This window comes from Duganella violaceipulchra (assembly GCF_019166075.1).
Classification (GTDB): Bacteria; Pseudomonadota; Gammaproteobacteria; order Burkholderiales; family Burkholderiaceae_D; genus Rugamonas; species Rugamonas violaceipulchra.
Genome location: NZ_JAHTGR010000004.1, coordinates 45,117 through 66,515, shown reverse-complemented (window position 1 = coordinate 66,515; position 21,399 = coordinate 45,117). Strand labels below are relative to the sequence as shown.

Genomic DNA, 21,399 nt, shown 5'->3' with positions numbered 1-21,399 from the left:
CCCAGGTAATGTTCATTGTCCGCCAGCGGACAGCGCCGCCAGGCGGGATTGCAACTGCTCAGCCGTTACGGGTTCCCCGTCGGCCGTCAAGGCGGAAATCGTCAGCATGCGGCCATCGCCGCACACGCCAAAGATGCAATTATCCACTACTGTCAAGCCAGGTGGCAAACTTAGCGATACAACATTGCCGAAATTGCCAGACAATCGGGCCCGTTGCAGCACGTATCGTACACCGCCGATATCGGTGAACGCGCCGGGGTAGGGCGGGGCCACGGCGCGGTGCAGGTTGTACACATCCTGCGCCGGCAGCAGCCAGTTGATGCGGCCGTCCTCGGGCTTGCGGCCGCCGAAATAGCCGCCCTTGCTCAGGTCGTTCTTCAGGCGCGGCGCCGTGCCGTCCAGCAGCGACGGCAGCACGCGCCACAGCGCCTGCTCGGCCGCCACGGTGACCTTGCCGAACACTTCGAAGGCGGTGTCGTCCGGCAGCACCGGCACTTCCATCTGCGCCACGATGGCGCCGGCGTCCGGCTTGACGGTCATCTCGTGCAGGGTGGCGCCGGTGACGGTGGCGCCGTGCAGCACCGCCCAGTTGACCGGCGCGCGGCCGCGGAACTCCGGCAGCAGCGAGCCGTGCATATTGAACGCGGGCGCCACCGCCAGCAGCTCGGCCGGCAGCATGTTGCGGTAGTAGAAGCTGAACATCAGGTCGGGCTTGATCGCCTTGACCTGCTCCAGCAGCTCGGGCGACCCGGCGTCGGCCGGCGTGATGTAGGGGATGCCCTCGGCCTGGCACAGCGAAATCACCGATTCGAACCAGATGTTTTCGTTGGCGCTGTCCTCGTGCGTGACCACCAGCGCGACATCGACGCCGCCGGCCAGCAGCACCTTCAGGCAGCGCACGCCGACGTTGTGGTAGCCGAAGACGACGGCGCGTTGCGGTTTGTTGAAATCAGTCATGGCCTCGGCCTACGGTACGTTTTTCCACACCGGCCGGCAGGTCGAGCGACTGGCCGGGTTTTTGTTCCAGTATCGTTTGTACCACGTAGCGCGGGCGCGCGCGCACTTGCTGGAAGATGCGGCCGACGTATTCGCCCAGCAGGCCGATGCCGAACAGGATGGTGCCCATGAAGAAGAAGGCGATCGCGAACAGCGTGAACAGGCCTTCCGCTTCCGCGCCCAGGAACAGGCGGCGCACCAGCAGCACGAACACCAGCAGGCCCGAGGCCAGCGACAGCAGGATGCCGAACATCGAGAAGAATTGCAGCGGCACCAGCGAGAAGCCGGTGACCAGGTCGAAATTCAGGCGGATCAGGCTGTACAAGGAGTACTTCGATTCGCCGGCCGCGCGTTCCTCGTGCTCGACGATGATCTCGGTCGGCTTGCGGGCGAAACGGTAGGCCAGCGCCGGCACGAAGGTGTTGACCTCGCCGCACTGGTTGACCAGGTCGATCACATTGCGGCCGTAGGCGCGCAGCATATTGCCCTGGTCGGTGATCTTGATGTTGGTGATCTTCTCGCGCACCTGGTTCATGGCCTTGGAGGCGTAGGTGCGCCACGCCGAATCCTGGCGCTTGCGGCGGATCGAGCCGACGTAGTCGTAGCCTTCGCGGATCTTGGCCACCAGGTTGCCGATTTCCTCGGGCGGGTTCTGCAGGTCGGCGTCGAGCGTGATCATGATGTCGCCGCGCGAGGCTTCGAAGCCCGCCAGGATCGCCATGTGCTGGCCATAGTTACCGTTGAACAGCACCACGCGGGTGACGTCGGGACGCAGGCGGAACTGCTCGGCCAGGAAGGAGACCGAGTTGTCGCGGCTGCCATCGTTGACGAACACGATCTCGTAGGTCGTGCCGAGCTTGTCGAGCGCCGGATACAGGCGATCGAACAGGGACTGCAGGCCGGCCTGCTCGTTGTAGATGGGTATGACGACGGTAATTTCTGGCTTAAAGTCTGGATTCATAGGCGACGACACACTCATTTGATCAAAATCGTTTTCACGGCGGCGACGGCTCGGTCGACATCGGCCGTGGTCATGGCATAGAACATCGGCAGGGTCACGGTCAGGCGGCCGATCTTTTCCGACACCGGGAACATGCCCTCCTTGAAGCCGCGCTCGCGGTACAGGGTGAACAGGTGGATTGGCGCGTAGTGGTAGCCGGTGCCGATGTTGAACCGTTCCTGCATCGCGCGCATGAAGTCGGCGCGGGTGCTCGGGCCGTGATCGGGCAGCACGATCTGGAACAGGTGGTAATTGCTGGTCTCAAACGCCTGCAGCGGCAGCTGGGCGCCGGACTGCGCTTCGAACTCGGGCCCGAAAGCCTGGTAGTAGTGGCGCGCCAGGTTGCGGCGGTGCGCGGTGATGTTGTCGATATTGGCGAACTGGCCCAGGCCGATGGCGGCCATGATGTCGCTCATGTTGTACTTGCCGCCGAGGACATCGACATCGATGCCGTCGACGCCGCTGCGGGTCACGCCCTGCAGGCGGTATTTCTCGGCCAGCCTGGCTTCTTCCAGGTTGTTGAGCACCAGCGCGCCGCCTTCGCCGGTGGTGATGTTCTTGTTGGCCTGGAAGCTGAACGAGACGAAGTCGCCGAACGAGCCGATGCGCTTGCCGTTCCACTCCGAGCCGAACGCCTGGGCCGCGTCTTCGATCACGCGCAGATTGTGCTTCTTGGCGATGGCGTACAAACGGTCCATGTCGACGGGCAGGCCGGACAGGTAGACCGGGATGATGGCCTTGGTGCGCGGGGTGATCGCGGCTTCGACCTTGTCGAGGTCGATGTTACGGGTGACCGGGTCGATGTCGGCGAACACCGGCGTGGCGCCCACTTCGATGATGACGTTGGCGGTGGCGACCCACGAGATCGAGGTGGTGATGACTTCGTCGCCGGCGCCGATGCCGGCGATGCGCAGCGCGATCTCCATCGTGCAGGTGCCGGAATTGAAGGTGCGCACGGGGCGGCCGCCAAAGTATTCGGACATCTGGGCTTCGAAGGCGGCCACTTTGGGGCCGCTGGTGATCCAGCCGGAACGCAGCACGTCGCTGACGGCGGCGATGGTGGCCTCATCGATCGTAGGTTTCGAAAAAGGCAAGAAAGGTAAGGCAGAGGTCATGGGGTCGCTCTCGTAATGCTCTCGTTATGGATACGGCTGATGGCCGCATTCTAAATTGTTCGTCAGGTCCGCGCCAGCAAGGCGACGCCCACCAGGATGATGCCGATGGCGACCATGCGCTGCACCGTCAGCGCTTCGCCGAACAGATACCAGGCGCCGACCGCGGTGACCACATAGCCCAGCGACAGCATCGGGTAGGCGATCGACACGTCCACCCGCGACAGCGCGATGATCCACAGCACCACCGACAGCACGTAGCAGGTCAGGCCGCCGATGATGGGCAGCTGCATCGCCACCTTGAGGCCGACCGAGAACAGGTTGTTCAGGGTCAGGTGGATCTCGCCGACGTTCTTGGCGCCGGCCTTGAGCAGCAGCTGGGCGATGGCGTTCAACAGCACGCCAAAGACGATAAAACCGAAAGTTGCGATATTCATGTGTTGTTTTAATAAGTTACAGGTTGGCCACGACGACGCGGCGCGTATCCTCAGCCACCACGCGCATGGCCAGGCCGTCGCCCTTCAGCTCTTCATACTTCTCCGGGCTGAGGATGGCCAATACTTTGACGCCTTGCTTGATGTGTTCATTCCACTGCACCACGAAGGCATCGACCGTCGGGATCGACAGCTCCGGCTGCTGGCGCAGGCCGAAGGTGAACTCATCCCAATAGTCGACCAGCACCACGGTGCGTTGCAGGTAGAAGGTCATCGACTGTTCGTAGGTGCTGACCGAATAGATCTTGGTGTCGGGCTTGAGCTCCGGCAGCATCTTCAGCGCCACCGCTTTGCCGGCGCGCATTTTGCCATACGGCTCGAAGCCGGTCAGGATCAGCTGGGTGGCGACAAAGCCGGCGATGGCCATGGTCAGCACGGTCAGGTCGCGCCGCAGGTGGCGCGCATGCAGCAGCGCCAGCGCGCCGCCAGCGGCGGCCACGATGCCGGCCATCAGCACCCATGGCTGGTAGGCTTCCAGCAGCGCGGTTTCCTCGGGATGGCGCACCGCCATGGTGACCATCTGCGGCACGGCGGCCACGCCGGCCACGCCGATCAGCACCAGCAGGCCGGCGGCGATCATGAGGCTGCGGCGCGAGGCGTTCTCCAGGTCGACCGCGATCAGCAGGGCCAGCGCCGGGAAGATCGGCAGGATGTAGCCGGGCAGCTTGGAGCTGGAATAGCTGAAGAAGAAGAAAATGAACACGGTCCAGATCAAGAGCAGCAGCTTGGGCTGGAATACGCCGTTGCGTTCGCGCCGCACCGCGCCCCACAGCGCCTGCGGCAGCAAGCCCAGCCACGGCACGATGCCGGGCACCAGCATCACGAAGAAGTAGTACCACGCGCCTTCGCGGTGGTGGGTCTTGAGGAAGAAGCGTTCCCAGTGCTCGTGCACGAAGAAGAAGTAGGGCTGCTCGGGGTTGCGCAGCGCCACCAGCACGAACCACGGCGTGGCGACGGCGAAGAACAGCAGCAGGCCCTTGCCCAGGTGCAGGCGCTTCCAGATGGCGAGATCGCCCGACAGCGCCGAGTACAACACCAGCACCGCGCCCGGCAGCACCAGGCCGATCAGGCCCTTGGCCAGCACCGCCAGCGCCATGCCGGCCCAGCAGACCAACATCCAGTTGCGGCGCTCGGCCGCGCCGGCGCCGTCGCGCTGGGCGACCATGACCGCGCACAGCACCACGGTCATCATGCCCGACAGGCTCATGTCGAGCGAATCGATCTGGCCGGAAGCGACCCAGAACAGGCTGGAGCCGAGCGCCAGCGCGGCGTAGAAGCCGGCGCGGGCGCCGAACACGCGGTTGCCGGCGTAGCCGGTCAGCAGCACGCCGCCCAGGCCGCACAGGCCGGTCCACAGGCGCGCCTGCCACTCGCCCAGGCCGAACACGGCGAACGAGGCCGCGTTCATCCAGGTTTGCAGCGGCGGCTTTTCAAAATACTTGATGCCGTTCAGGCGGGTGGTGACCCAGTCGCCGGTGGCGAACATCTCGCGCGCCATTTCGGCGTAGCGGCCCTCGTCGGGCGGCACCAGCGTGCGCACGCCCAGCACGTACAGCCAGACAATGACGAACGCGGCCAGCAGCGACCAGACGATTTTCTTGGAGTTGTACAGGTCGTTCATCAGGCGGGGTTGCCCTCGTGGTCGATCGAGTTGTCAATCGAGCTGTCAATAATGAGGGCCAGCGTGACCTTGCGGCCTTCGCCCATCAGGATGTTGTAGGTGCGGCAGGCGGCCTGGCTGTCCATGCATTCGACGCCGATGCGGCGCATGGTCAGCGCGGCCGTCAGGCGCGGGTGGATGAAGCGCTGTTTGACGCCGGTGCCGAGGATCACCACGTCCGGGCTGTCGGCGCCGATGGTGTCGAAATGCTCTGCGGTAATAGATTCGAAGGTGGGGGCGTCCCACGCGCGCGGCGGAATTTCCGGCAGCACGATCAGGCTGTAGTGGTAGCGCTGGGCGTTGATTTCGACGCCGGTTTCATCGTAACCGGTCACAGTCTGGTATTTTTGAGTATCGCTGGCGTGGAGCTTCATGACAGAAATCGTGGGTTTAGTCGGCAAAGGAAGCGCCATTGTAGCGTTTTTCCGGGGTGATCCTGCGCTTTCCACCCCTTACAGGTTGATTAAATGGGATGCTTTCGGCAGAATGGATCTTTTCGCATTGCAGCACGGGCCGCCGGGGCGTTTTGGCAGTCCTGAGCGGTTTGCCTCACCTAGACAGGATTTTATTTTGCGACCGATTCAAAAATCGAACAAATTAGCGGAAGTCTGCTACGAGATCCGCGGCCCGGTGCCGGAAAAAGCCCGGCAAATGGAAGAAGAAGGCCATAAGATCACGAAGTTGAATATCGGCAACCTCGCCGTATTCGGTTTCGATCCGCCGGATGAAATCGTCCAGGACATGAAGATCAACCTGCACAATGCTGCGGGCTACACCGATTCCAAGGGCATGTTCGCGCCGCGCAAGGCCGTGGTGCACTACACCCAGGGCAAGAATATTGCCAATGTGAACATCGAGGATGTCTACCTGGGCAACGGTGCGTCCGAGCTGATCGTCATGTCGATGAACGCGCTGCTCAACACCGGCGACGAAGTGCTGGTGCCGGCGCCCGACTATCCGCTGTGGACGGCGGCGGTGTCGCTGTCGGGCGGCACGCCGGTGCACTATGTGTGCGACGAGATGCAGGACTGGTTCCCGGACATCGAAGACATGCGCCGCAAGATCACCTCCAACACGCGCGCCATCGTCGTCATCAACCCGAACAACCCGACCGGCGCGCTGTACCCGGTCGAGCTGCTGCTGCAGATCATCGAACTGGCGCGCCAGCACCAGCTGATCATCTACGCCGACGAGATCTACGACAAGGTGCTGTACGACGGCGCCGAGCACGTCTCGATCGCCTCGCTGGCCGACGATGTGCTGTTCGTCACCTTCAACGGCCTGTCGAAGAACTACCGCGCCTGCGGCTACCGCGCCGGCTGGATGGTGGTGTCGGGCCAGAAAGACCATGCGAAAGACTACATCGAGGGCCTGAACATGCTGGCCTCGATGCGCCTGTGCGCCAACGCGCCGGGCCAGTTTGCGATCCAGACCGCGCTTGGCGGCTACCAGTCGATCCAGGACCTGGTGGGGCCGGGCGGGCGCCTGCTCAAGCAGCGCGATCTGGCCTACAAGCTGCTCACCGATATTCCAGGCGTAACTTGCGTCAAGCCGAAAGCTGCGCTGTACATGTTCCCACGCCTCGATCCGAAGATCTACCCGATCGCGGACGACCAGCAATTCGCCTACGAGCTGCTGGCCGAAACCAAAGTGCTGATCGTCCAGGGCAGCGGCTTCAACTGGATCGCGCCGGATCACTTCCGGGTCGTGTTCCTGCCGAATTCGGACGATATGATCGAAGCCTTCGGCCGTATCGCCAAGTTCATGGAAGGCTGCCGGAAACGTCACGGCGCCAGCTTCTAACAAAACAATAGAAACGATTTATATGAAACCCATCAAAGTAGGTTTGCTCGGCGTCGGTAACGTCGGTGGCGGCACGTTCGACGTGTTGTTGCGCAATCAGGAAGAAATCCGCCGCCGCGCCGGCCGCGGCATCGAAATCGTCGCCGTCTCGGCCCGCAACCTGGAGCGCGCCAAGCTGCGCACCGGCGGCAAGGTCAAGGTGGTGGCCAGCCCGTTCGACATCGTTAACGATCCCGAGATCGACATCGTCGTCGAGCTGATCGGCGGCTACGACCAGGCCAAGGCGCTGGTGCTGCAAGCGATCGCCAACGGCAAGCACGTGGTCACCGCCAACAAGGCGCTGCTGGCCGTGCACGGCAACGAGATCTTCGCCGCCGCGCAAGCGAAGGGCGTGATGGTGGCGTTCGAGGCGGCCGTGGCCGGCGGCATTCCCATCATCAAGGCGCTGCGCGAAGGCTTGACGGCCAACCGCATCGAATGGTTCGCCGGCATCATCAACGGCACCACCAACTTCATCCTGTCCGAAATGCGCGACAAGGGTCTGGACTTCGCCACCGTGCTCAAGCAGGCGCAGGAGCTGGGCTACGCCGAGGCCGACCCGACCTTCGACATCGAAGGCGTGGACGCGGCGCACAAGGCCACCATCATGTCGGCGATCGCCTTCGGCATCCCGGTGCAGTTCGACAAGGCGCACGTCGAAGGCATCTCCAAGCTCAACGCGATCGACATCCGCTACGCCGAGCAGCTGGGCTACCGCATCAAGCTGCTGGGCATCGCCAAGCGCGCCAAGGTCAACGGCGTGGAAGGCGTGGAATTGCGCGTGCATCCGACGCTGATCCCGGCCAAGCGCCTGATCGCCAACGTCGAAGGCGCGATGAACGCCGTGCTGGTGCATGGCGACGCCGTCGGCGCCACGCTGTACTACGGCAAGGGCGCCGGTTCCGAGCCGACCGCGTCGGCCGTGATCGCCGACCTGGTCGACATCACCCGCCTGGCCACGGCCGACGCCGTGCACCGCGTGCCGCACCTGGCCTTCCAGCCGAACGCGATGACCGACATCGAGATTTTGCCGATGTCGGAAATCACCACCAGCTACTACCTGCGGATGAACGTCAGCGACCAGCCGGGCGTGCTGGCCGACCTGACCCGCATCCTGGCCGACGCCACCATCTCGATCGACGCCATGATGCAGAAGGAACCGGCGGAAGGCGAAACCCGCACCGACATCATCTTCCTGACGCACCAGACGCAGGAGAAGAACGTCATGGCGGCGATCGCCAAGATCGAAGGCCTGGCCACGGTGTGCGGCAACGTCACCAAGATCCGTCTGGAAAACCTGAGCTGATTTAGGCGGGGGTCAAGTCTGACATTCGGACACGAGCTCTACCGTAACGCGCGTTACGGTAGAGCTCGTGTCCGAATGTCAGACTTGACCCCCGTGGTTGGACGAAAAAAAACCGGGCAGCGTCTACGCACGCTGTCCGGTAAAGTCTTGCTCCTATTAACGGGGTACTACTTCCTGCTTACTTCGAAGCGACCGTCAGCTCGCTCTTCACTTCCTTCACGCCCGGCACGGCCGAGGCGACCTGGATCGCCTTGGTGCCGATGTCGGTGCTCGCTACCGAGCCGCTCAGCACAACCACGCCGTCGGTGGTGGTCACGCCGATTTGTTTTTGATCCGCCAGGGAAGCCTTGATTTTGCTGGTGATGGCGTCGTCATTGGTGGCGGTGCCGGTCTTGGCGGCGCCAGCCATCGCGGCTTCGGTCTGGGCGAATGCGGTGCCGGTGGCGGCAGCGGCGGTCAGGGTGGCGGCAACCAGCAGGCGGGCGATCAGTTTGGTAGTCATCATGATTTGCTTCCTTTTTCAGTTTGAGGATAAAACGTCAGTGACGTTATCCTCTCCTTTGCAAGCCCCGTGCCAGCCGCAATAAACTCTTTAAAATCAAACGCTTAAAGGCGATTTTTCAGCCAGGCCCGGTTCGTCCGTGGCATTTCCGGCCAGATCGCCCCGATTTTGTCGGGAGATGGCGACAAGCTTCCGTCGCCATCTCGCAAGTGATTGATTTATAGGCGTTTATTCCTGTCGCTCTGCGGCGACAGCGGCGCCGTCGCCACGGAACAGGCTGGCGTCCAGATCGTATTTTTGCAGCAGGCGGTAGAACTCCGTGCGGTTGCGCTCGGCGAGCCGGGCGGCGTCGGCCACGTTGCCATCGGTGAGTTTGAGCAGCTGCACCAGGTAGTTGCGCTCGAAGCGCTGCTTGGCTTCGGTGTAGCTCAGCACTTCCAGCGACGGCACCCGCAGCGCCCGCTGCACCAGCGACAGAGGCACCAGCGGCGCGGTCGCCAGCGCACATACGTGCTCGACCACGTTGTACAGCTGCCGCACATTGCCCGGCCAGGCGGCCGTGGTCAGCGCCTCCAGCGCGCCGGGCGCGTAGCCGCGCACCGTCTTGCCGTACTTGGCGGCCAGCGCTTGCAGGAACTGGGTCGCCATCGGCGCGATGTCCTCGCGCCGCTGCGACAGCGGCGGCAAGATCAAGGTGATGACGTTGAGCCGGTAGTACAGGTCTTCGCGGAACTGGCCTTCCTGCATCGCCGCGTCGAGGTCGCGGTGGGTGGCCGACAGGATGCGCACATCGACCGGCCGCGCCACGTCCGAACCCAGCTGGCGCACCACGCGCTCCTGCAGCACGCGCAGCAGCTTCACTTGCAGCAGCAGCGGCATGTCGCCGATCTCGTCGAGGAACAGGGTGCCGCCGTCGGCCGCCTGCAGCAAGCCTTCGCGGCTGGCCACGGCGCCGGTGTAGGCGCCCTTGATGTGGCCGAACAGCTCGGACTCCAGCAAGGCCTCGGGGATCGCGCCGCAGTTGACGGCGATGAAGGGCGCCTTGCTGCGCCGGCTGGCGCGGTGGATGGCGTTGGCCAGCAGTTCCTTGCCGGTGCCGCTCTCGCCGCGGATCAGGATGCTGGCGTCGGAGGCGGCCACCAGCCGCGCTTCGGCCAGCAGCTCGTCCATGCACTGGCTGCGGCTGATCAGCCCGGCGCGCCAGGCGTGGTCGCCGCTGGCGGGGCCGGCCTCCGGCGCGGACAGGTTCAGCGCCTGCACGATGCGCTCCAGCAGCGTCTTGGCGTCGAACGGCTTGGTCAGGTAGGCATAGGCGCCCAGGGTGGTGGCCTCGACCGCGTCGGGGATGGTGCCGTGCGCGGTCAGCAGGATCACCGGCAGCGCCGGCCAGGCGCTGCGGATTTCCTGGAACAGCGACATGCCGTCGCGGTCCGGCAGGCGGATGTCGCTGATGACCAAGCGCGGCAGTTCGATCGCCAGCCGCGCCAGCGCCGCCTCCGCGCTGCCGACGGCCGTCACGCGGTAGCCGTTGGCGCTCAGGCGCATGGACAGCAGGCGCAGCAGGTCGGCGTCGTCGTCCACCAGCAGCAGATGGGCGCCCTGGCCGGCGGCGGCGCTGCGCGGGGCGCCGTTGTCGCCGGCCCGGGTCAGCGCGCCCGATTCGCGCAGCGGTTTCAGGGCGTCGGCCGGCGCGCTCATTTGATCACCGCCTGCGGACCCGGCGCCGGACGGACCGGCAGGGTGCGCTCGATGGTCTTCAAGCCTTCCAGCATCTCGTTGAGCTGGTCGATGCGGCGCAGGCTGTCCTTTTGCTGCACGGCCAGCTTGTCGGCATGCTCGGCCAGCCGGCGCGTCTCCGCGCAATTGCTGGACAACAGCTGTGCCAGCGCCTTGAACGGCTGCGCCTCGGTCTCGGCCGAGGTGGCCACGCTGTCGAGCAGCGCCTGCGCGCGCGCCAGGTCGCCGGCGCCGCGCGTGAGCATCAGCACCATGCCCATCTGGATCGCCACGCGCGGGCTGCGCTGTTGCAGGCCCAGTCCGCTCAACTCCTTGAGCATGTCGCCCTGGCTCATCTTGCGCAGCTGCTGGTGGTAGCCGAGCAGCGGCCCGACTTCATCCGGCGGCGGTGGCGGCGGCAGTTCGACGATGGCCGGCGGCGGCGGCAGCGTCACTTCGGCCGGCGTCGGCAAGGTCGGCCGGGGCGAGCTCAGCGTGCAGGCGGCCAGCGACAGGCTGAGCACCAGCAACAGCAGGGGGGAAGCTACGTCATGTTTCATAAGCCAGTTCGATCCGGAAGTGCGCGCCCTGGTCGGAGGGCAGCAGTTGCAAGGCGCCGCCATGGGCGGCGATGTATTCGTGGACGATGGACAGGCCGATGCCATTGCCCCGGCGCGCGCCGGCCGGCTGGCGCGATCCCTGGTAAAACGGTTCGAAGATGCGCGCCGCGTCGGCCGGCGCCACGCCCGGCCCCTGGTCGATGCAGTCGAGCAGCAGCTTGCCGTCCGACTCGGCCAGGCGGAACACGATCTGTCCGCCGGGCGGGCTGAAACGCAGCGCGTTCGACAGCAGGTTGCTGGCGACCACCGCCAGCTTGTCGGCGTCGACGGCGATGGGCGCGGCCCGGCCTTCGATCGCCACGCTCAGCCCGGCCGCCTGCCATTGCAGGCGCTGGCCGTCGACCGACTGCGCCAGCAGCGCCGCCATGTCGGTCGGCTCGCGCTGCAAGTGATGGGCGTCGAAGGTGGCGGCGTTGTAGCGCAGCAGCGCCTCGATCTGCGATTGCAGCGCCGCCGTGTTCTGGTTGAGGATGCCGGCGATCTCGCGCTGGTTGGGCGACAGCGCGCCGGCCACGCCATCCTCCAGCAGCGCCACCCCTTCACGCAGCGCCGCCAGCGGGGTCTTCAGTTCATGCGAGATGTGGCGCAGGAAGCGCGCCTTGTCCGCCTCCAGGTCCGATAGCCGCTGGCGCAGCCAGTTCAGCTGCTGGCCCACGTGCTGCAGGTCGCTGGGGCCGCGCACCACGATCGGCTGGTCGTAGCGGTTCTCGCCCAGCCGGTCGATGGCCGATTCGATCTGCGCCAGCGGGCGCGACAGCCATAGGCCGAAGCCGCCCGCCAGCAGCGCCGCCAGTACGATGGACGCCATCACTTGCCCTTTCAGGACGCCGCGCCGCTGGTCCAGCTCGCTGAGCAGCGCGCTGTTGCGGCGTTCCACTTCCTGTTTGACTTCGTCAGCCAGTTCGGCGTTCACCGACGGCAGCGGCGCCAGCACTTTTTCCAGCGCCTGCTGGCGCGCGCTCGAACGCGGCCGCGCCGGCGCCTGCAGGATCTCCCACGCCTGCTCGCCGGCGTGGCGCCAGCGCTCGAAGGTGGCGGGCGGCGTGTAGGGCAGGGCGGTGGCCACCGCGTCCAGCGCGGTGCGCGCCTCGCGCCAGGCGTCGGCATAGCGCTTGCGGAAGGCGGGATCGTCCAGCACCAGGAACTGGCGCGCGCTGCGCGCCATCGCCACGCTGCGCTCGGCCAGTTGCTGGGTGTTTTCGGTCAGTGCCAGGGCGTGGCGTCCGCTGTCGCGGCTGTGGGCGGCGAGCCGGTCGAGGGTCCACAACGCGTGCAGCGAAGCGGCGCTCAGCAGCACGGCGATCAACAGGAAGACGCCCAGCAGCAGCTGGCGAAACGAAAGTTTCGTAAGCATCGTCGTTAAATAGTCTCTATATTGGCTGAATGATATGACCAAAGCGGCCCTACAGCCTGTTCGATTGGCTGCGTTGTTGTTCGGCACGGACTCGGAATTTTAGGTTGCGCATGGCAACACTATTCGATTACGCTGATTTGTAAATATGCTTGTGCCGATTTAACCTTTGGGGAGTGTCATGGCTAGTCTTCTGCGCCGTTTGTCTATTCAGCAAAAACTGATGCTCAGCATGGCGGCCTGCCTGTTGCTCTTTCTGGTGGTCTCGGCCACGCTCAGCGTGGTCATGACGGGCAACAGCATCCGCGAGCGCGTGGTGAACCAGGAGCTGCCGGCCGAGGTGGGCGAAATCCGCAACGACATCCTGCGCCAGATCGGCGAGCCGCTGGCGGCCACGCTGTCGGTCAGCGCCAACACCTTCCTGCTGGACTGGGAAAAAGCCGGCCTGCCCGACAGCGGCCTGCCGGCCTGGATCGCCTACGCGGCCAGCATCCGCAAGACGGCGAAGGCGGCGGCGGTGTCGTGGGTGTCCGGCAGCACCGGCAAGTATTTCGACGAAAAAGGCTACAGCCGCACGCTGGACAAGGGCGCCGCGGCCGACCAGTGGTTCTTCGGGTTCCTGGCCAGCGGCAAGCCGTATTCGCTGAACCTGGACAAGGAACCCGGCGCCACCACCTACAACGTGTTCATCAACACCCGCTTCGACACCGGCGACGGCAAGATCGGCGTGGCCAGCCTGGGGCTGTCGGTCAACAAGCTGGCGGAAAACATCCGCAGCTACAAGGTCGGCGCGTCCGGCTTCGTGTATCTGGTGCGGCCGAACGGCATGCTGATCGTGCACCGTGATACCGCGCTGGCGGACGGCCAGCATTTCATGAAGGACCTGCCGGGCTTTAACGCCGAGTTGACGACCAAGCTGCTCGGCGGCCAGAACTACGCCAGTGCCAGTTACTCGCCGCCGGGCGGCAAGCGCCTGGTGGCGTCGTCGTTTGTGCCGGAGCTGAATATGTACGTGATCGCCGAAGTGCCGGAGTCCGAAGTGCTGGGCGCGGTCACGCGTTCGGTGACGGTGTCGGCGCTCGTCGGCGGCCTGGTGGGCGGCGGCATCGGCATGTTCGTGGTGTTCCTGGTCAGCCGGGCGATCGCCGCGCCGGTGGCGCGCGCCGCGCACATGCTGGGCGAGATCGCCGACGGCAATGGCGACCTGAGCCGCCGCATGACGGTCGAGAGCGAGGATGAGGTCGGCGCGCTGGCCGATGGCTTCAACCGCTTCGTGTCGTCGCTCAATAGCACCATCCGCAAGGTGCGCGACAGTACCGCGACCATCGCCACCGCGTCCAGCGAGATCGCCAGCGGCAATCACGACCTGTCGGCGCGCACCGAGGCGCAGGCGTCCAGCCTGGAGGAGACGGCGTCGGCGATGGAGCAGTTGACCGCGACCGTGACCCAGAACGCCGACAGCGCCAAGCAGGCCAACCAGCTGGTGCAGTCGGCCTCCGGCTACGCGACCGAGGGCGGCGAGGTGGTGGGCCGCGTGGTGCAGACCATGGTGTCGATCAAGGACAGCTCGCGCAAGATCGTCGACATCATCGGCGTCATTGATGGGATCGCGTTCCAGACCAACATCCTGGCCTTGAACGCGGCGGTGGAGGCGGCGCGCGCCGGCGAGCAGGGGCGCGGCTTCGCGGTGGTGGCGTCCGAGGTGCGCAACCTGGCGCAGCGCTCGGCCAGCGCGGCCAAGGAGATCAAGGAACTGATCGGCGATTCGGTGACGAAGGTCGACGCCGGCAGCGTGCTGGTCGATGAGGCCGGCGTCACGATGAGCAAGATCGTGTCGTCGGTGGAGCAGGTGACCAGCATCATGGGCGAGATCGTCGCCGCCAGCCACGAGCAGAGCGAAGGCATCGCCCAGGTCAACCTGGCGGTGACGGAAATCGACAGCACCACGCAGCAGAATGCGGCGCTGGTGGAACAGGCCGCGGCCGCGGCCACCTCCTTGCAGGAGCAGGCCGCCCATCTGGCGGAAGTGGTCAGCGTGTTCAAGCTGGAGGAAGAGCCGCGCGCCGGCGCCAGGCACCTGGCGCTGCGCTAGGATGGGCTGTTGGCGCCACTAAATGTTTCGATTATGCACCAATGTACGGTAGACTTGTAATTTAACCAAGTTTGCAAACCACGTACAAGGAGTGGCGATTGAAACAGCTGTTTTCCGGAAAATTTGCCGCCGTGACGTTGATGTCCGCTTGCTTGCTGGCGCCTGGTGTGGCGGCCAGCCAGCAGGGCGTCAAGGTCGGCGCCTATCACGTTGACGCGGCCAGCGCGGGCAGCGGCCCCTACACCGTCATCTTCGAATCGGGCTTCGCCAGCGACCTGTCGGTGTGGCGCAAAGTGGCGCCGGAAATCGCCAAGACGGCCAAGGTGTTCGTCTATTCGCGCGCCGGGATCGGCAAATCCGATGCGCGCCCCGAAGCGCGCACGCCGCAACGCAGCAGCGCGGAGCTGGACCCGCTGATCGAGGCCGCCCACCTGTCGCCGCCGTACATCCTGGTCGGCCATTCCTACGGCGGCTATCTGATCCGCCTGTTCGCCCAGCGCCACCCGGAGCAGGTCGCCGGCATGGTGTTTGTCGATCCCAGCATGGAGCGCTTCGACACCGAGCTCAAAAAGCTCGACGCCGCCAAGGTCGCGCAAGACCAGAAGTACCTCGATACGCTGACGCCCGCGCCGCTGAAGGCGGAAAGCAAACTGGTGGACGAGGCTTTCGCCGCCGCCAGTCTGTTGCCGGCGCCGCGCCTGCCGGACGTGCCGGCCGTGGTCCTGACCTCGACCATGGTGCGCGAGCAGCCTGAGTTCTTCATGCATACGGTGCCGGCGGTGGGGGTATGGCGCTCGCTGCACGAGCAGCTGTTCCTTCAGTTTTCGTCCGGCAGCCATGTGGTCACGGCCAATAGCGGGCATAACATCCATCTGGAGGAACCGGCGCTGGTGGCAGGCGCCATTCAGCAGGTGATCGCCGGCGCCACCGCGCAGGAACAGCGCCGCGTTCGCAAGCTGGCGCAGGATAAACTGTTGCAAGCCCTGGACCGCGCGGACGCCTTGCTGAAGGCGCAGCGCGCCAGCGAGGCCGGGCAATTGGTCGACAGCGCGCTGAAGGAAAGCCGCTTCGGCGAGAACGACATCAACGGCGTGGGTTACATGGTGCTGGGCAAGCGCAAGCAGCCGCAGCTCGCGGCGCTGGTGATGAAGTTCAACGCCGACACCTTCCCGGCATCGGCCAATGCGCATGACAGCTACGGCGAGCTCCTGTTGGAAGTGAAGCAGCCCTTGCAGGCCAAGGCGCAGTTCCAGCAGGCGATCGCGCTGGGCACGGCCGGAGACAAGAGTCCGCAGGCGATGGAAGGCTACCGCAAAAACCTGGCGAGAGCCGAGCAGGCATTGGCGCGGTGATATATGATGCCCAGGTTTCCCTATGAGGTTGCCTGAGCATGTACATCGTGAATCTGACTTATCTGAAACCGCTGGCGGAAATTGAGGCGCACCTCGCCGCACATCGGGTCTTCCTCGACGAACAGTATGCGCGCGAGGTGTTTCTGGCCTCGGGCCCGAAGAGCCCGCGCGACGGCGGTGTGATTATCGTGAGTGGACGCCTGTCGCGCGCGGAGCTCGACGGCTTGCTGGCACAGGACCCGTTCGCGCAGAACGGGATCGCCAGCTATCAGGTGACGCAGTTCGAGGCCACCAAGCACCATCCGGCGCTGGCGGCCGTGCTGTAATCAGGCGACAGGACCGACGTCCATGCCGTCGTAGGATTCGAGCTGGTGCTCCTCGGCGAACTTGTAAAACTCCTGGTTGCGGACGTGCAGCGTGTCGGCGGTGTGGTGCTCGGCTTTTTCAACATGCAGCCACCACAGCGCAGGCACGCTGGCTTCCGGCTTGGAGTCGTAGATGCCGACAATTTGATAGCCCTTGGCCTTCAGCTGCTCGCCGGCGACTTCCAGTTTGCTCTTGACCGGGTCGGCGAAAAAATAGCCCCACAACAGCGGCTTGGAAATGTCCCACGGCGCGTTCTGCTTCATGTCGGCAAACAGCTCGACCATGTCTTCTTTGGTGATCATGTACTTGTTCCTTGGCGTGACCTTGATGCGATAGGCCGTATTTTACCGCAGCGGCGGCGGGCCGGGTCGGAGCGGGTCAGGTGCGGGGGAAGGCTACCGTGACTTTCAAGCCATGGCCCGCGTCGGCGTCGTCCAGCGTGATGCTGGCGCCGTGCAGGGTGGCGATGTCGCGCACGATGGCCAGGCCCAGGCCGGCGCCGCCGGGATTGCGCTCCAGCGTCGCGGCGGCGCGGTAGAAGGGCGCGAACACCCGTTCGCGCTCGGCGGCGGCGATGCCGTGGCCGCTGTCTTCCACCTCCAGCACCACGCCGCCCGTGCCGCTGCCCGTGCCTGGCCGCACCCGCAGCGTCACCGTGCCGCCCTGCGGCGTGTAGCGCAAGGCGTTGTCCACCAGGTTGGCGATCATCTCGTGCAGCAGCAAGGCCTGGCCCTGGACCACGCACTCGCTGTCCGCCTCCAGCGCCAGGTCGATCTGCTTGGCCACCGCCGCCATCGCCATCTCCAGCCCGACCTGGCGCGCGATGTCGCGCAGCGAGGCAGGCTCCGACTGGACCACCGCGCCATCGGCATCGCCGCCATGCTCGATGCGCGCCAACGTCAGCAGGCGGTTGGCCAGGTTGACGGTCGAATCGGTGGTGGCGGCGATGCTGTGGACGATCTCGCGCAACGCCGCCCGCGTGGCCTGCGGATCGACGCCTGGACGGTCGCATTCGCGCAGCGCCAGTTCGGCCTGGGTCTTCAATACCGTCAACGGCGTGCGCAACTGGTGCGAAGCGTCGGCGATGAAGCGGCGCTGGCTGCTGATCAGGATCTGCAGGCGCGAGCGCGAACTGTTCATCGCCGCCACCAGCGGCCGCACCTCCTTGTGCACCAGCGTCGGATCGACATCGGACGAATCATTGAGGCTGCGCGTCTCCACGGCGATCTTCAGCCGCATCAGCGGTTGCAGCACCAGCCGCACGGCGAACCACACCAGCAGCGCCACCGCCAGCAGCAGCAAGGCTTGCCACACCAGCGTGTCGAACAGGATCTGGTTGGACAGGCCGCGCCGCGCCTCCAGCGTTTCGCCAACCTGGATCAGGGCGATGCCGCGCATCGAATCGTCGTACACCGGTTGCAGCAGCGCGGCGATGCGCACCGGTTGGCCGTTGTAGTTGGCGTGGTAGAAGCGCACCAGCGCCGGATAGGCCTCCGAGCGCGGCACGTTGGCCGGCACCGGCGGCAGGTCGGCGTAGCCGGACACGGTCTCGCCGGTGATGCCGGTGACCTTGTAGTAGATGCGGCCCAGCGTATCGGTCTCGAAGCTGTCCAGCGCCACGTAGGGCACGTCGGCCACCACCTTGCCGTCGACGATGGAGACGCGTTCCGCCAGCGCGCGCGTGGAGGCCAGCAGCGAGCGGTCGTAGGCCACGTCGGCCGCGTCCAGCGCGTTGTGGTAGACCGACAGGGTGTTGAGCGCCACCAGCACCAGCAAGGGGCCCAGCAGCCAGCGCAACAACTGGCCGCGCAGGCTGCCCAGCGCCGGGGCGCCCGGACCGAAGCGGCGCGCCAGCTTGTCCAGCAGCGGCATGCGGCGGCCCGTTCCGGTCAAGGTCAGCCGCCCTTGGCGCCGCCGGCCGGAGCGGGGACGGGCGCGGTGGGGGGGCGGGGCTGCAGCAGGTAGCCGATGCCGCGCAGCGTGGTGATGACGGCGGCGTCCGGCGCGGCGATGTCGAGTTTCTTGCGCACGCGGTGGATATACAGCTCGATCGCATCGAGGTTGGCGTCGTCGGCCAGCGCGAACACTTCGTCGAACAGCTTCTCCTTGGAGACGGCGCGGCCGGAGCGGGTGATCAGCGTCTCCAGCACCGCGTGTTCGCGCGGCGTCAGCGCCAGCGGGGCGCCGGCGTAGCTGAACATGCGGGTGACAGTGTCGAAACTGAGCGCGCCGCAGCTGTGCACCAGCGCCTCGTTGCCGACGCTGCGGCGCAGCAGCGCCTTCACGCGCGCTTCCAGTTCGGCCAGTTCGAAGGGCTTGGCCAGGTAGTCGTCGGCGCCCAGGTTCAGGCCCTGCACGCGGTCTTCCAGGCCGCCGCGCGCGGTCAGTATCAACACCGGAGTCTGGCCGCGCGGTCCGCCGCGCGCGCGCAGGCGCTTAAGCACTTCCAGGCCGTCCATGCGCGGCAAGGTCAGGTCGAGGATCAGCAGCGCGTAGTCCTGGGTGTGCAGCAGGGCGTCGGCGTCGGCGCCGTTGTCGGCACATTCCACCGTCAGGTTGGCGTCACGCAGAGCCTTGGATAGCCAATGTGATAGCTCGGTGTGGTCTTCAACTAACAGAATACGCATAATTTCTTGCCAACCATATGAAATAAGTTCAGTGTAAGGCCAGAATCATGGTCTCCGCCGCCTCAAAAGGGAAGCCCTTACCTGATTTGTGGTGCATGGACGACAGGTATCTGTGCCAAAGCAGCAATGAAAGGCAATTGAAAGGAAGTGACTCCTATAGTGACAGCCTGATTGCAAGAATCAGGCGCCACAAATAACTATATCCTCTGGAGACCTACATGAAAAAAACCTCGTTGACCCTCGCTATCATGGCACTCGCGGCAGCCGCTGGCGGCGCCGCTCACGCCCAATCGAACGTGCAGGTCTACGGTTTGCTGGACGTTGGCGTTGAAACCGCCAATAACAAGTCGGCCACTGGCGGCAGCCAGACCAGCGTCATCTCGGGCGGCATGAACACTTCGCGTTGGGGCCTGCGTGGTACCGAAGACCTGGGCGGCGGACTGAAAGCCATCTTCAGCCTCGAAGGCGGCATCCTGATGGACACCGGCGCGCAGGACGGTGTTCTGTTCAAGCGCCAGGCCAACGTCGGCCTGGAAGGGGCTTTCGGCCGCGTGATTATCGGCCGCTCGTTCAGCACCGTGTACGACACCGTGATCGCCTACGATCCGATGGGCTTCGCTCCTTACTACTCGTGGGCGACCTCGGGTCCGGCCACCGGTCCTAGCAAATACGGCTTCACCACCGCCTACGATAACCTGATCAAGTACTCCGGCTCCACCGGCGACTTCAAGTTCGGCGCCAACTATGCCGCCGGCGAGCAGACCACCGGCGCGCAGGACAGCGCCAAATACGGCTTCACCGGCGCCTACAAGCTTGGCGGCGCGAACCTGATGGCCACCTGGGAGCGCAACAACGGCAACACCGTTCCAGCCACCGGCGCCCGCGACAAGAACACCGTCTGGCACCTGGGCGTGAACTACGAAACCGGTCCGGTCAAGTTGTGGGGCGTGATCCGTGACTACAAGCTGGTCGCCGGCAAGGCGCTCACCGCCGACGTCGACGCCACCACCACCTGGGCCGGCATCGCCTACAAGGCCGATGCCGTGACCACGCTGACCGGCGCGATCTATCACGTCAACGTCAAGAACGTCGCCGCCGGCAAGGACGCCGATCCAACCATGTACGTGGCGCGCTATCGCTACGCACTGTCCAAGCGCACCGACGTGCACGTGTCGGCCGCCTACGTCAAGTCCAAGAACGGCCAGCTGACCGGCCTGTCGCGCGACGACGCCGGCTTCGGCACCAGCCAGCACGGCCTGGTCGTCGGCATGCAGCACCGCTTCTAAGCCGATGAATGGACCGCGGTATTTTGTGAATAATGCCGCGGTCTGAAAGCGCTTTGAAAGCTTCACCGTTCTAAGATACCTACCAAGATGACTAAAGTTTTGCTGGCTTTGATTGCCGCGCTCTCACTGTGCGCGGCAGCGCAAGCTGCAAGCCTGGAGTGCATCGTGCCGTCCAAGCCGGGCGGCGCGATGGACCTCACTTGCAAGTTGGCGCAAAAGGGTTTGCAGGGCTTGAGCGGCGCACCGAAGCCGCCGCCGTCGGATATGCACATCAGCTATCTGCCGGGTGGGATCGGCGCTGTGGCCTGGCATTCGCTGGTGTCGCAGCGGCGCTCGGAACCGAACACGCTGGTGGCTTTTTCGGGCGGCTCGCTGCTCAATCTGGCGCAGGGCAAGTTCGGCAAGGCCAAGTCTTCCGATGTGCGCTGGGTGGCGGCGCTGGGCGCCGACTACGGCATGATCGCGGTGCGCGCCGATTCGCCCTACAAGACGCTGGGCCAGCTGGTGGCGGCGCTGAAGGATCATCCGCAGAAGGTGCTGATCGGCGTCTCCGGCACCATCGGCAGCCAGGACTGGCTGAAGATGGCGATGGTGGTCAAGAGCGCCGGCGTCGATCCGAAGGTGCTGCGTTTCGTGGCGCTGGAGGGCGGCGGCGAAGCCTTCGCCGCCATGCACGCCAACCTGGTGCAGGCGGTATCGGGCGACGCCAGTGAAGCGACGCTGTATGCGGCCGGCGGCAATACACGGGTGCTGGCGATTTTGGCCGAGCACCGGCTGCCGGGCGTGTTGGCCAATGTGCCGACGGCGCGCGAGCAGGGCATCGACGTGGTGTGGCCGATCATCCGGGGCGTCTGGATGGGGCCACAGGTGTCGGATGCGGACTATCAGCAATGGGTCGCCAATTTCGACCGCGTGCTGGCCAGTCCGCAGTTCGCGCAAATGCGCGCGGCGTCGGGTCTGTTCCCGTTTGGGTTGACCGGCGATGCGCTGGCAGCATACGTAAAAAAGGCCGTAGACGATTACGGCAGGCGCGCCGCCGAACTCGGTCTGGTGCGCTGATGACCACTACATATAAAA

The 21,399-nt window shown here is 65.1% G+C and carries 20 protein-coding genes; 7 read left to right on the top strand and 13 right to left on the bottom strand.

Annotated features, from left to right (window positions below; translation table 11 throughout):
* Nucleotides 1-12: 12 nt before the first annotated feature.
* From KVP70_RS08820 to KVP70_RS08795, 6 genes are all read right to left on the bottom strand, one after another.
* Nucleotides 13-957, bottom strand: coding sequence for a formyltransferase (locus KVP70_RS08820; protein ID WP_217941790.1), 945 nt, complete (start codon nt 955-957; stop codon nt 13-15).
* Nucleotides 950-1,957 carry a glycosyltransferase gene (locus tag KVP70_RS08815; RefSeq protein WP_217941789.1) on the bottom strand — a complete coding sequence of 336 codons (1,008 nt, stop codon included), beginning with the start codon at nt 1,955-1,957 and terminating at the stop codon, nt 950-952. The genes KVP70_RS08820 and KVP70_RS08815 overlap by 8 nt, the downstream gene beginning before the upstream one ends.
* Nucleotides 1,958-1,971: 14 nt before the next feature.
* Complete coding sequence (locus tag KVP70_RS08810) at nt 1,972-3,111, bottom strand: DegT/DnrJ/EryC1/StrS family aminotransferase (RefSeq protein WP_217941788.1); 1,140 nt, start codon at nt 3,109-3,111, stop codon at nt 1,972-1,974.
* Nucleotides 3,112-3,173: 62 nt separating this feature from the next.
* Entirely contained in the window at nt 3,174-3,545 is a 372-nt protein-coding gene (locus KVP70_RS08805) for an SMR family transporter (RefSeq protein WP_217941786.1), read from the bottom strand.
* Nucleotides 3,546-3,561: 16 nt separating this feature from the next.
* Nucleotides 3,562-5,223 (bottom strand): glycosyltransferase family 39 protein, encoded by a 1,662-nt coding sequence (locus tag KVP70_RS08800; RefSeq protein WP_217941785.1) that lies wholly within the window; start codon nt 5,221-5,223, stop codon nt 3,562-3,564.
* Nucleotides 5,223-5,636, bottom strand: a complete 414-nt coding sequence (locus tag KVP70_RS08795) for an Mth938-like domain-containing protein (RefSeq protein ID WP_217941784.1) — start codon at nt 5,634-5,636, stop codon at nt 5,223-5,225. Before KVP70_RS08795 ends, KVP70_RS08800 begins: the two co-directional genes overlap by 1 nt.
* 196 nt (nt 5,637-5,832) lie before the next feature.
* On the opposite strand from KVP70_RS08795, the gene KVP70_RS08790 reads away from it, so the two are divergent.
* A complete protein-coding gene (locus KVP70_RS08790; RefSeq protein WP_217941783.1) occupies nt 5,833-7,065 on the top strand; it encodes a pyridoxal phosphate-dependent aminotransferase in 1,233 nt (410 codons plus the stop codon).
* Nucleotides 7,066-7,087: 22 nt separating this feature from the next.
* Nucleotides 7,088-8,410 (top strand): homoserine dehydrogenase, encoded by a 1,323-nt coding sequence (locus KVP70_RS08785; RefSeq protein ID WP_217941782.1) that lies wholly within the window; start codon nt 7,088-7,090, stop codon nt 8,408-8,410.
* A gap of 178 nt (nt 8,411-8,588) precedes the next feature.
* On the opposite strand, the gene KVP70_RS08780 is transcribed toward KVP70_RS08785, so the two are convergent.
* From KVP70_RS08780 to KVP70_RS08765, 4 genes are all read right to left on the bottom strand, one after another.
* The gene (locus tag KVP70_RS08780; RefSeq protein WP_217941780.1) at nt 8,589-8,915 is read right to left on the bottom strand and encodes a BON domain-containing protein; all 327 of its coding nucleotides are present in this window, start codon (nt 8,913-8,915) and stop codon (nt 8,589-8,591) included.
* Between the two features lie 225 nt (nt 8,916-9,140).
* Complete coding sequence (locus tag KVP70_RS08775) at nt 9,141-10,610, bottom strand: sigma 54-interacting transcriptional regulator (RefSeq protein WP_255575804.1); 1,470 nt, start codon at nt 10,608-10,610, stop codon at nt 9,141-9,143.
* Nucleotides 10,607-11,188, bottom strand: coding sequence for a hypothetical protein (locus tag KVP70_RS08770; RefSeq protein ID WP_217941778.1), 582 nt, complete (start codon nt 11,186-11,188; stop codon nt 10,607-10,609). The genes KVP70_RS08775 and KVP70_RS08770 overlap by 4 nt, the downstream gene beginning before the upstream one ends.
* Nucleotides 11,178-12,602, bottom strand: coding sequence for a sensor histidine kinase (locus KVP70_RS08765; protein ID WP_217941777.1), 1,425 nt, complete (start codon nt 12,600-12,602; stop codon nt 11,178-11,180). Before KVP70_RS08765 ends, KVP70_RS08770 begins: the two co-directional genes overlap by 11 nt.
* Before the next feature lie 178 nt (nt 12,603-12,780).
* Here KVP70_RS08765 and KVP70_RS08760 point away from each other — a divergent pair, with 178 nt between their 5' ends.
* The 3 genes from KVP70_RS08760 to KVP70_RS08750 all read left to right on the top strand — a co-directional run bounded on the left by KVP70_RS08760 (nt 12,781) and on the right by KVP70_RS08750 (nt 16,369).
* Nucleotides 12,781-14,691, top strand: coding sequence for a methyl-accepting chemotaxis protein (locus KVP70_RS08760; RefSeq protein WP_217941774.1), 1,911 nt, complete (start codon nt 12,781-12,783; stop codon nt 14,689-14,691).
* Between the two features lie 98 nt (nt 14,692-14,789).
* A complete protein-coding gene (locus tag KVP70_RS08755) occupies nt 14,790-16,043 on the top strand; it encodes an alpha/beta fold hydrolase (protein WP_217941772.1) in 1,254 nt (417 codons plus the stop codon).
* A gap of 38 nt (nt 16,044-16,081) precedes the next feature.
* The gene (locus KVP70_RS08750; protein ID WP_217941770.1) at nt 16,082-16,369 is read left to right on the top strand and encodes a YciI family protein; all 288 of its coding nucleotides are present in this window, start codon (nt 16,082-16,084) and stop codon (nt 16,367-16,369) included.
* On the opposite strand, the gene KVP70_RS08745 is transcribed toward KVP70_RS08750, so the two are convergent.
* The 3 genes from KVP70_RS08745 to KVP70_RS08735 form a co-directional block, all read right to left on the bottom strand.
* Nucleotides 16,370-16,711, bottom strand: a complete 342-nt coding sequence (locus KVP70_RS08745) for a ribonuclease E inhibitor RraB (protein WP_217941769.1) — start codon at nt 16,709-16,711, stop codon at nt 16,370-16,372.
* Nucleotides 16,712-16,787: 76 nt separating this feature from the next.
* Complete coding sequence (locus KVP70_RS08740; protein WP_217942156.1) at nt 16,788-18,281, bottom strand: sensor histidine kinase; 1,494 nt, start codon at nt 18,279-18,281, stop codon at nt 16,788-16,790.
* Between the two features lie 23 nt (nt 18,282-18,304).
* Nucleotides 18,305-19,036, bottom strand: coding sequence for a response regulator (locus KVP70_RS08735; RefSeq protein WP_217941767.1), 732 nt, complete (start codon nt 19,034-19,036; stop codon nt 18,305-18,307).
* 218 nt (nt 19,037-19,254) lie between these two features.
* Here KVP70_RS08735 and KVP70_RS08730 point away from each other — a divergent pair, with 218 nt between their 5' ends.
* On the top strand, nt 19,255-20,322 hold the full coding sequence (locus tag KVP70_RS08730) for a porin (protein WP_217941765.1): 1,068 nt from the start codon (nt 19,255-19,257) through the stop codon (nt 20,320-20,322).
* Between the two features lie 87 nt (nt 20,323-20,409).
* Complete coding sequence (locus KVP70_RS08725; RefSeq protein ID WP_217941764.1) at nt 20,410-21,381, top strand: tripartite tricarboxylate transporter substrate binding protein; 972 nt, start codon at nt 20,410-20,412, stop codon at nt 21,379-21,381.
* The last annotated feature ends 18 nt before the right edge of the window (nt 21,382-21,399 follow it).

Coding starts and splice junctions, on each gene's coding strand:
- KVP70_RS08820 (WP_217941790.1), bottom strand. CDS start 957: ATGACTGATTTCAACAAACCGCAACGCGCCGTCGTCTTCGGCTACCAC.
- KVP70_RS08815 (WP_217941789.1), bottom strand. CDS start 1,957: ATGAATCCAGACTTTAAGCCAGAAATTACCGTCGTCATACCCATCTAC.
- KVP70_RS08810 (WP_217941788.1), bottom strand. CDS start 3,111: ATGACCTCTGCCTTACCTTTCTTGCCTTTTTCGAAACCTACGATCGAT.
- KVP70_RS08805 (WP_217941786.1), bottom strand. CDS start 3,545: ATGAATATCGCAACTTTCGGTTTTATCGTCTTTGGCGTGCTGTTGAAC.
- KVP70_RS08800 (WP_217941785.1), bottom strand. CDS start 5,223: ATGAACGACCTGTACAACTCCAAGAAAATCGTCTGGTCGCTGCTGGCC.
- KVP70_RS08795 (WP_217941784.1), bottom strand. CDS start 5,636: ATGAAGCTCCACGCCAGCGATACTCAAAAATACCAGACTGTGACCGGT.
- KVP70_RS08785 (WP_217941782.1), top strand. CDS start 7,088: ATGAAACCCATCAAAGTAGGTTTGCTCGGCGTCGGTAACGTCGGTGGC.
- KVP70_RS08780 (WP_217941780.1), bottom strand. CDS start 8,915: ATGATGACTACCAAACTGATCGCCCGCCTGCTGGTTGCCGCCACCCTG.
- KVP70_RS08775 (WP_255575804.1), bottom strand. CDS start 10,610: ATGAGCGCGCCGGCCGACGCCCTGAAACCGCTGCGCGAATCGGGCGCG.
- KVP70_RS08770 (WP_217941778.1), bottom strand. CDS start 11,188: ATGAAACATGACGTAGCTTCCCCCCTGCTGTTGCTGGTGCTCAGCCTG.
- KVP70_RS08765 (WP_217941777.1), bottom strand. CDS start 12,602: ATGCTTACGAAACTTTCGTTTCGCCAGCTGCTGCTGGGCGTCTTCCTG.
- KVP70_RS08760 (WP_217941774.1), top strand. CDS start 12,781: ATGGCTAGTCTTCTGCGCCGTTTGTCTATTCAGCAAAAACTGATGCTC.
- KVP70_RS08750 (WP_217941770.1), top strand. CDS start 16,082: ATGTACATCGTGAATCTGACTTATCTGAAACCGCTGGCGGAAATTGAG.
- KVP70_RS08745 (WP_217941769.1), bottom strand. CDS start 16,711: ATGATCACCAAAGAAGACATGGTCGAGCTGTTTGCCGACATGAAGCAG.
- KVP70_RS08740 (WP_217942156.1), bottom strand. CDS start 18,281: ATGCCGCTGCTGGACAAGCTGGCGCGCCGCTTCGGTCCGGGCGCCCCG.
- KVP70_RS08735 (WP_217941767.1), bottom strand. CDS start 19,036: ATGCGTATTCTGTTAGTTGAAGACCACACCGAGCTATCACATTGGCTA.
- KVP70_RS08730 (WP_217941765.1), top strand. CDS start 19,255: ATGAAAAAAACCTCGTTGACCCTCGCTATCATGGCACTCGCGGCAGCC.
- KVP70_RS08725 (WP_217941764.1), top strand. CDS start 20,410: ATGACTAAAGTTTTGCTGGCTTTGATTGCCGCGCTCTCACTGTGCGCG.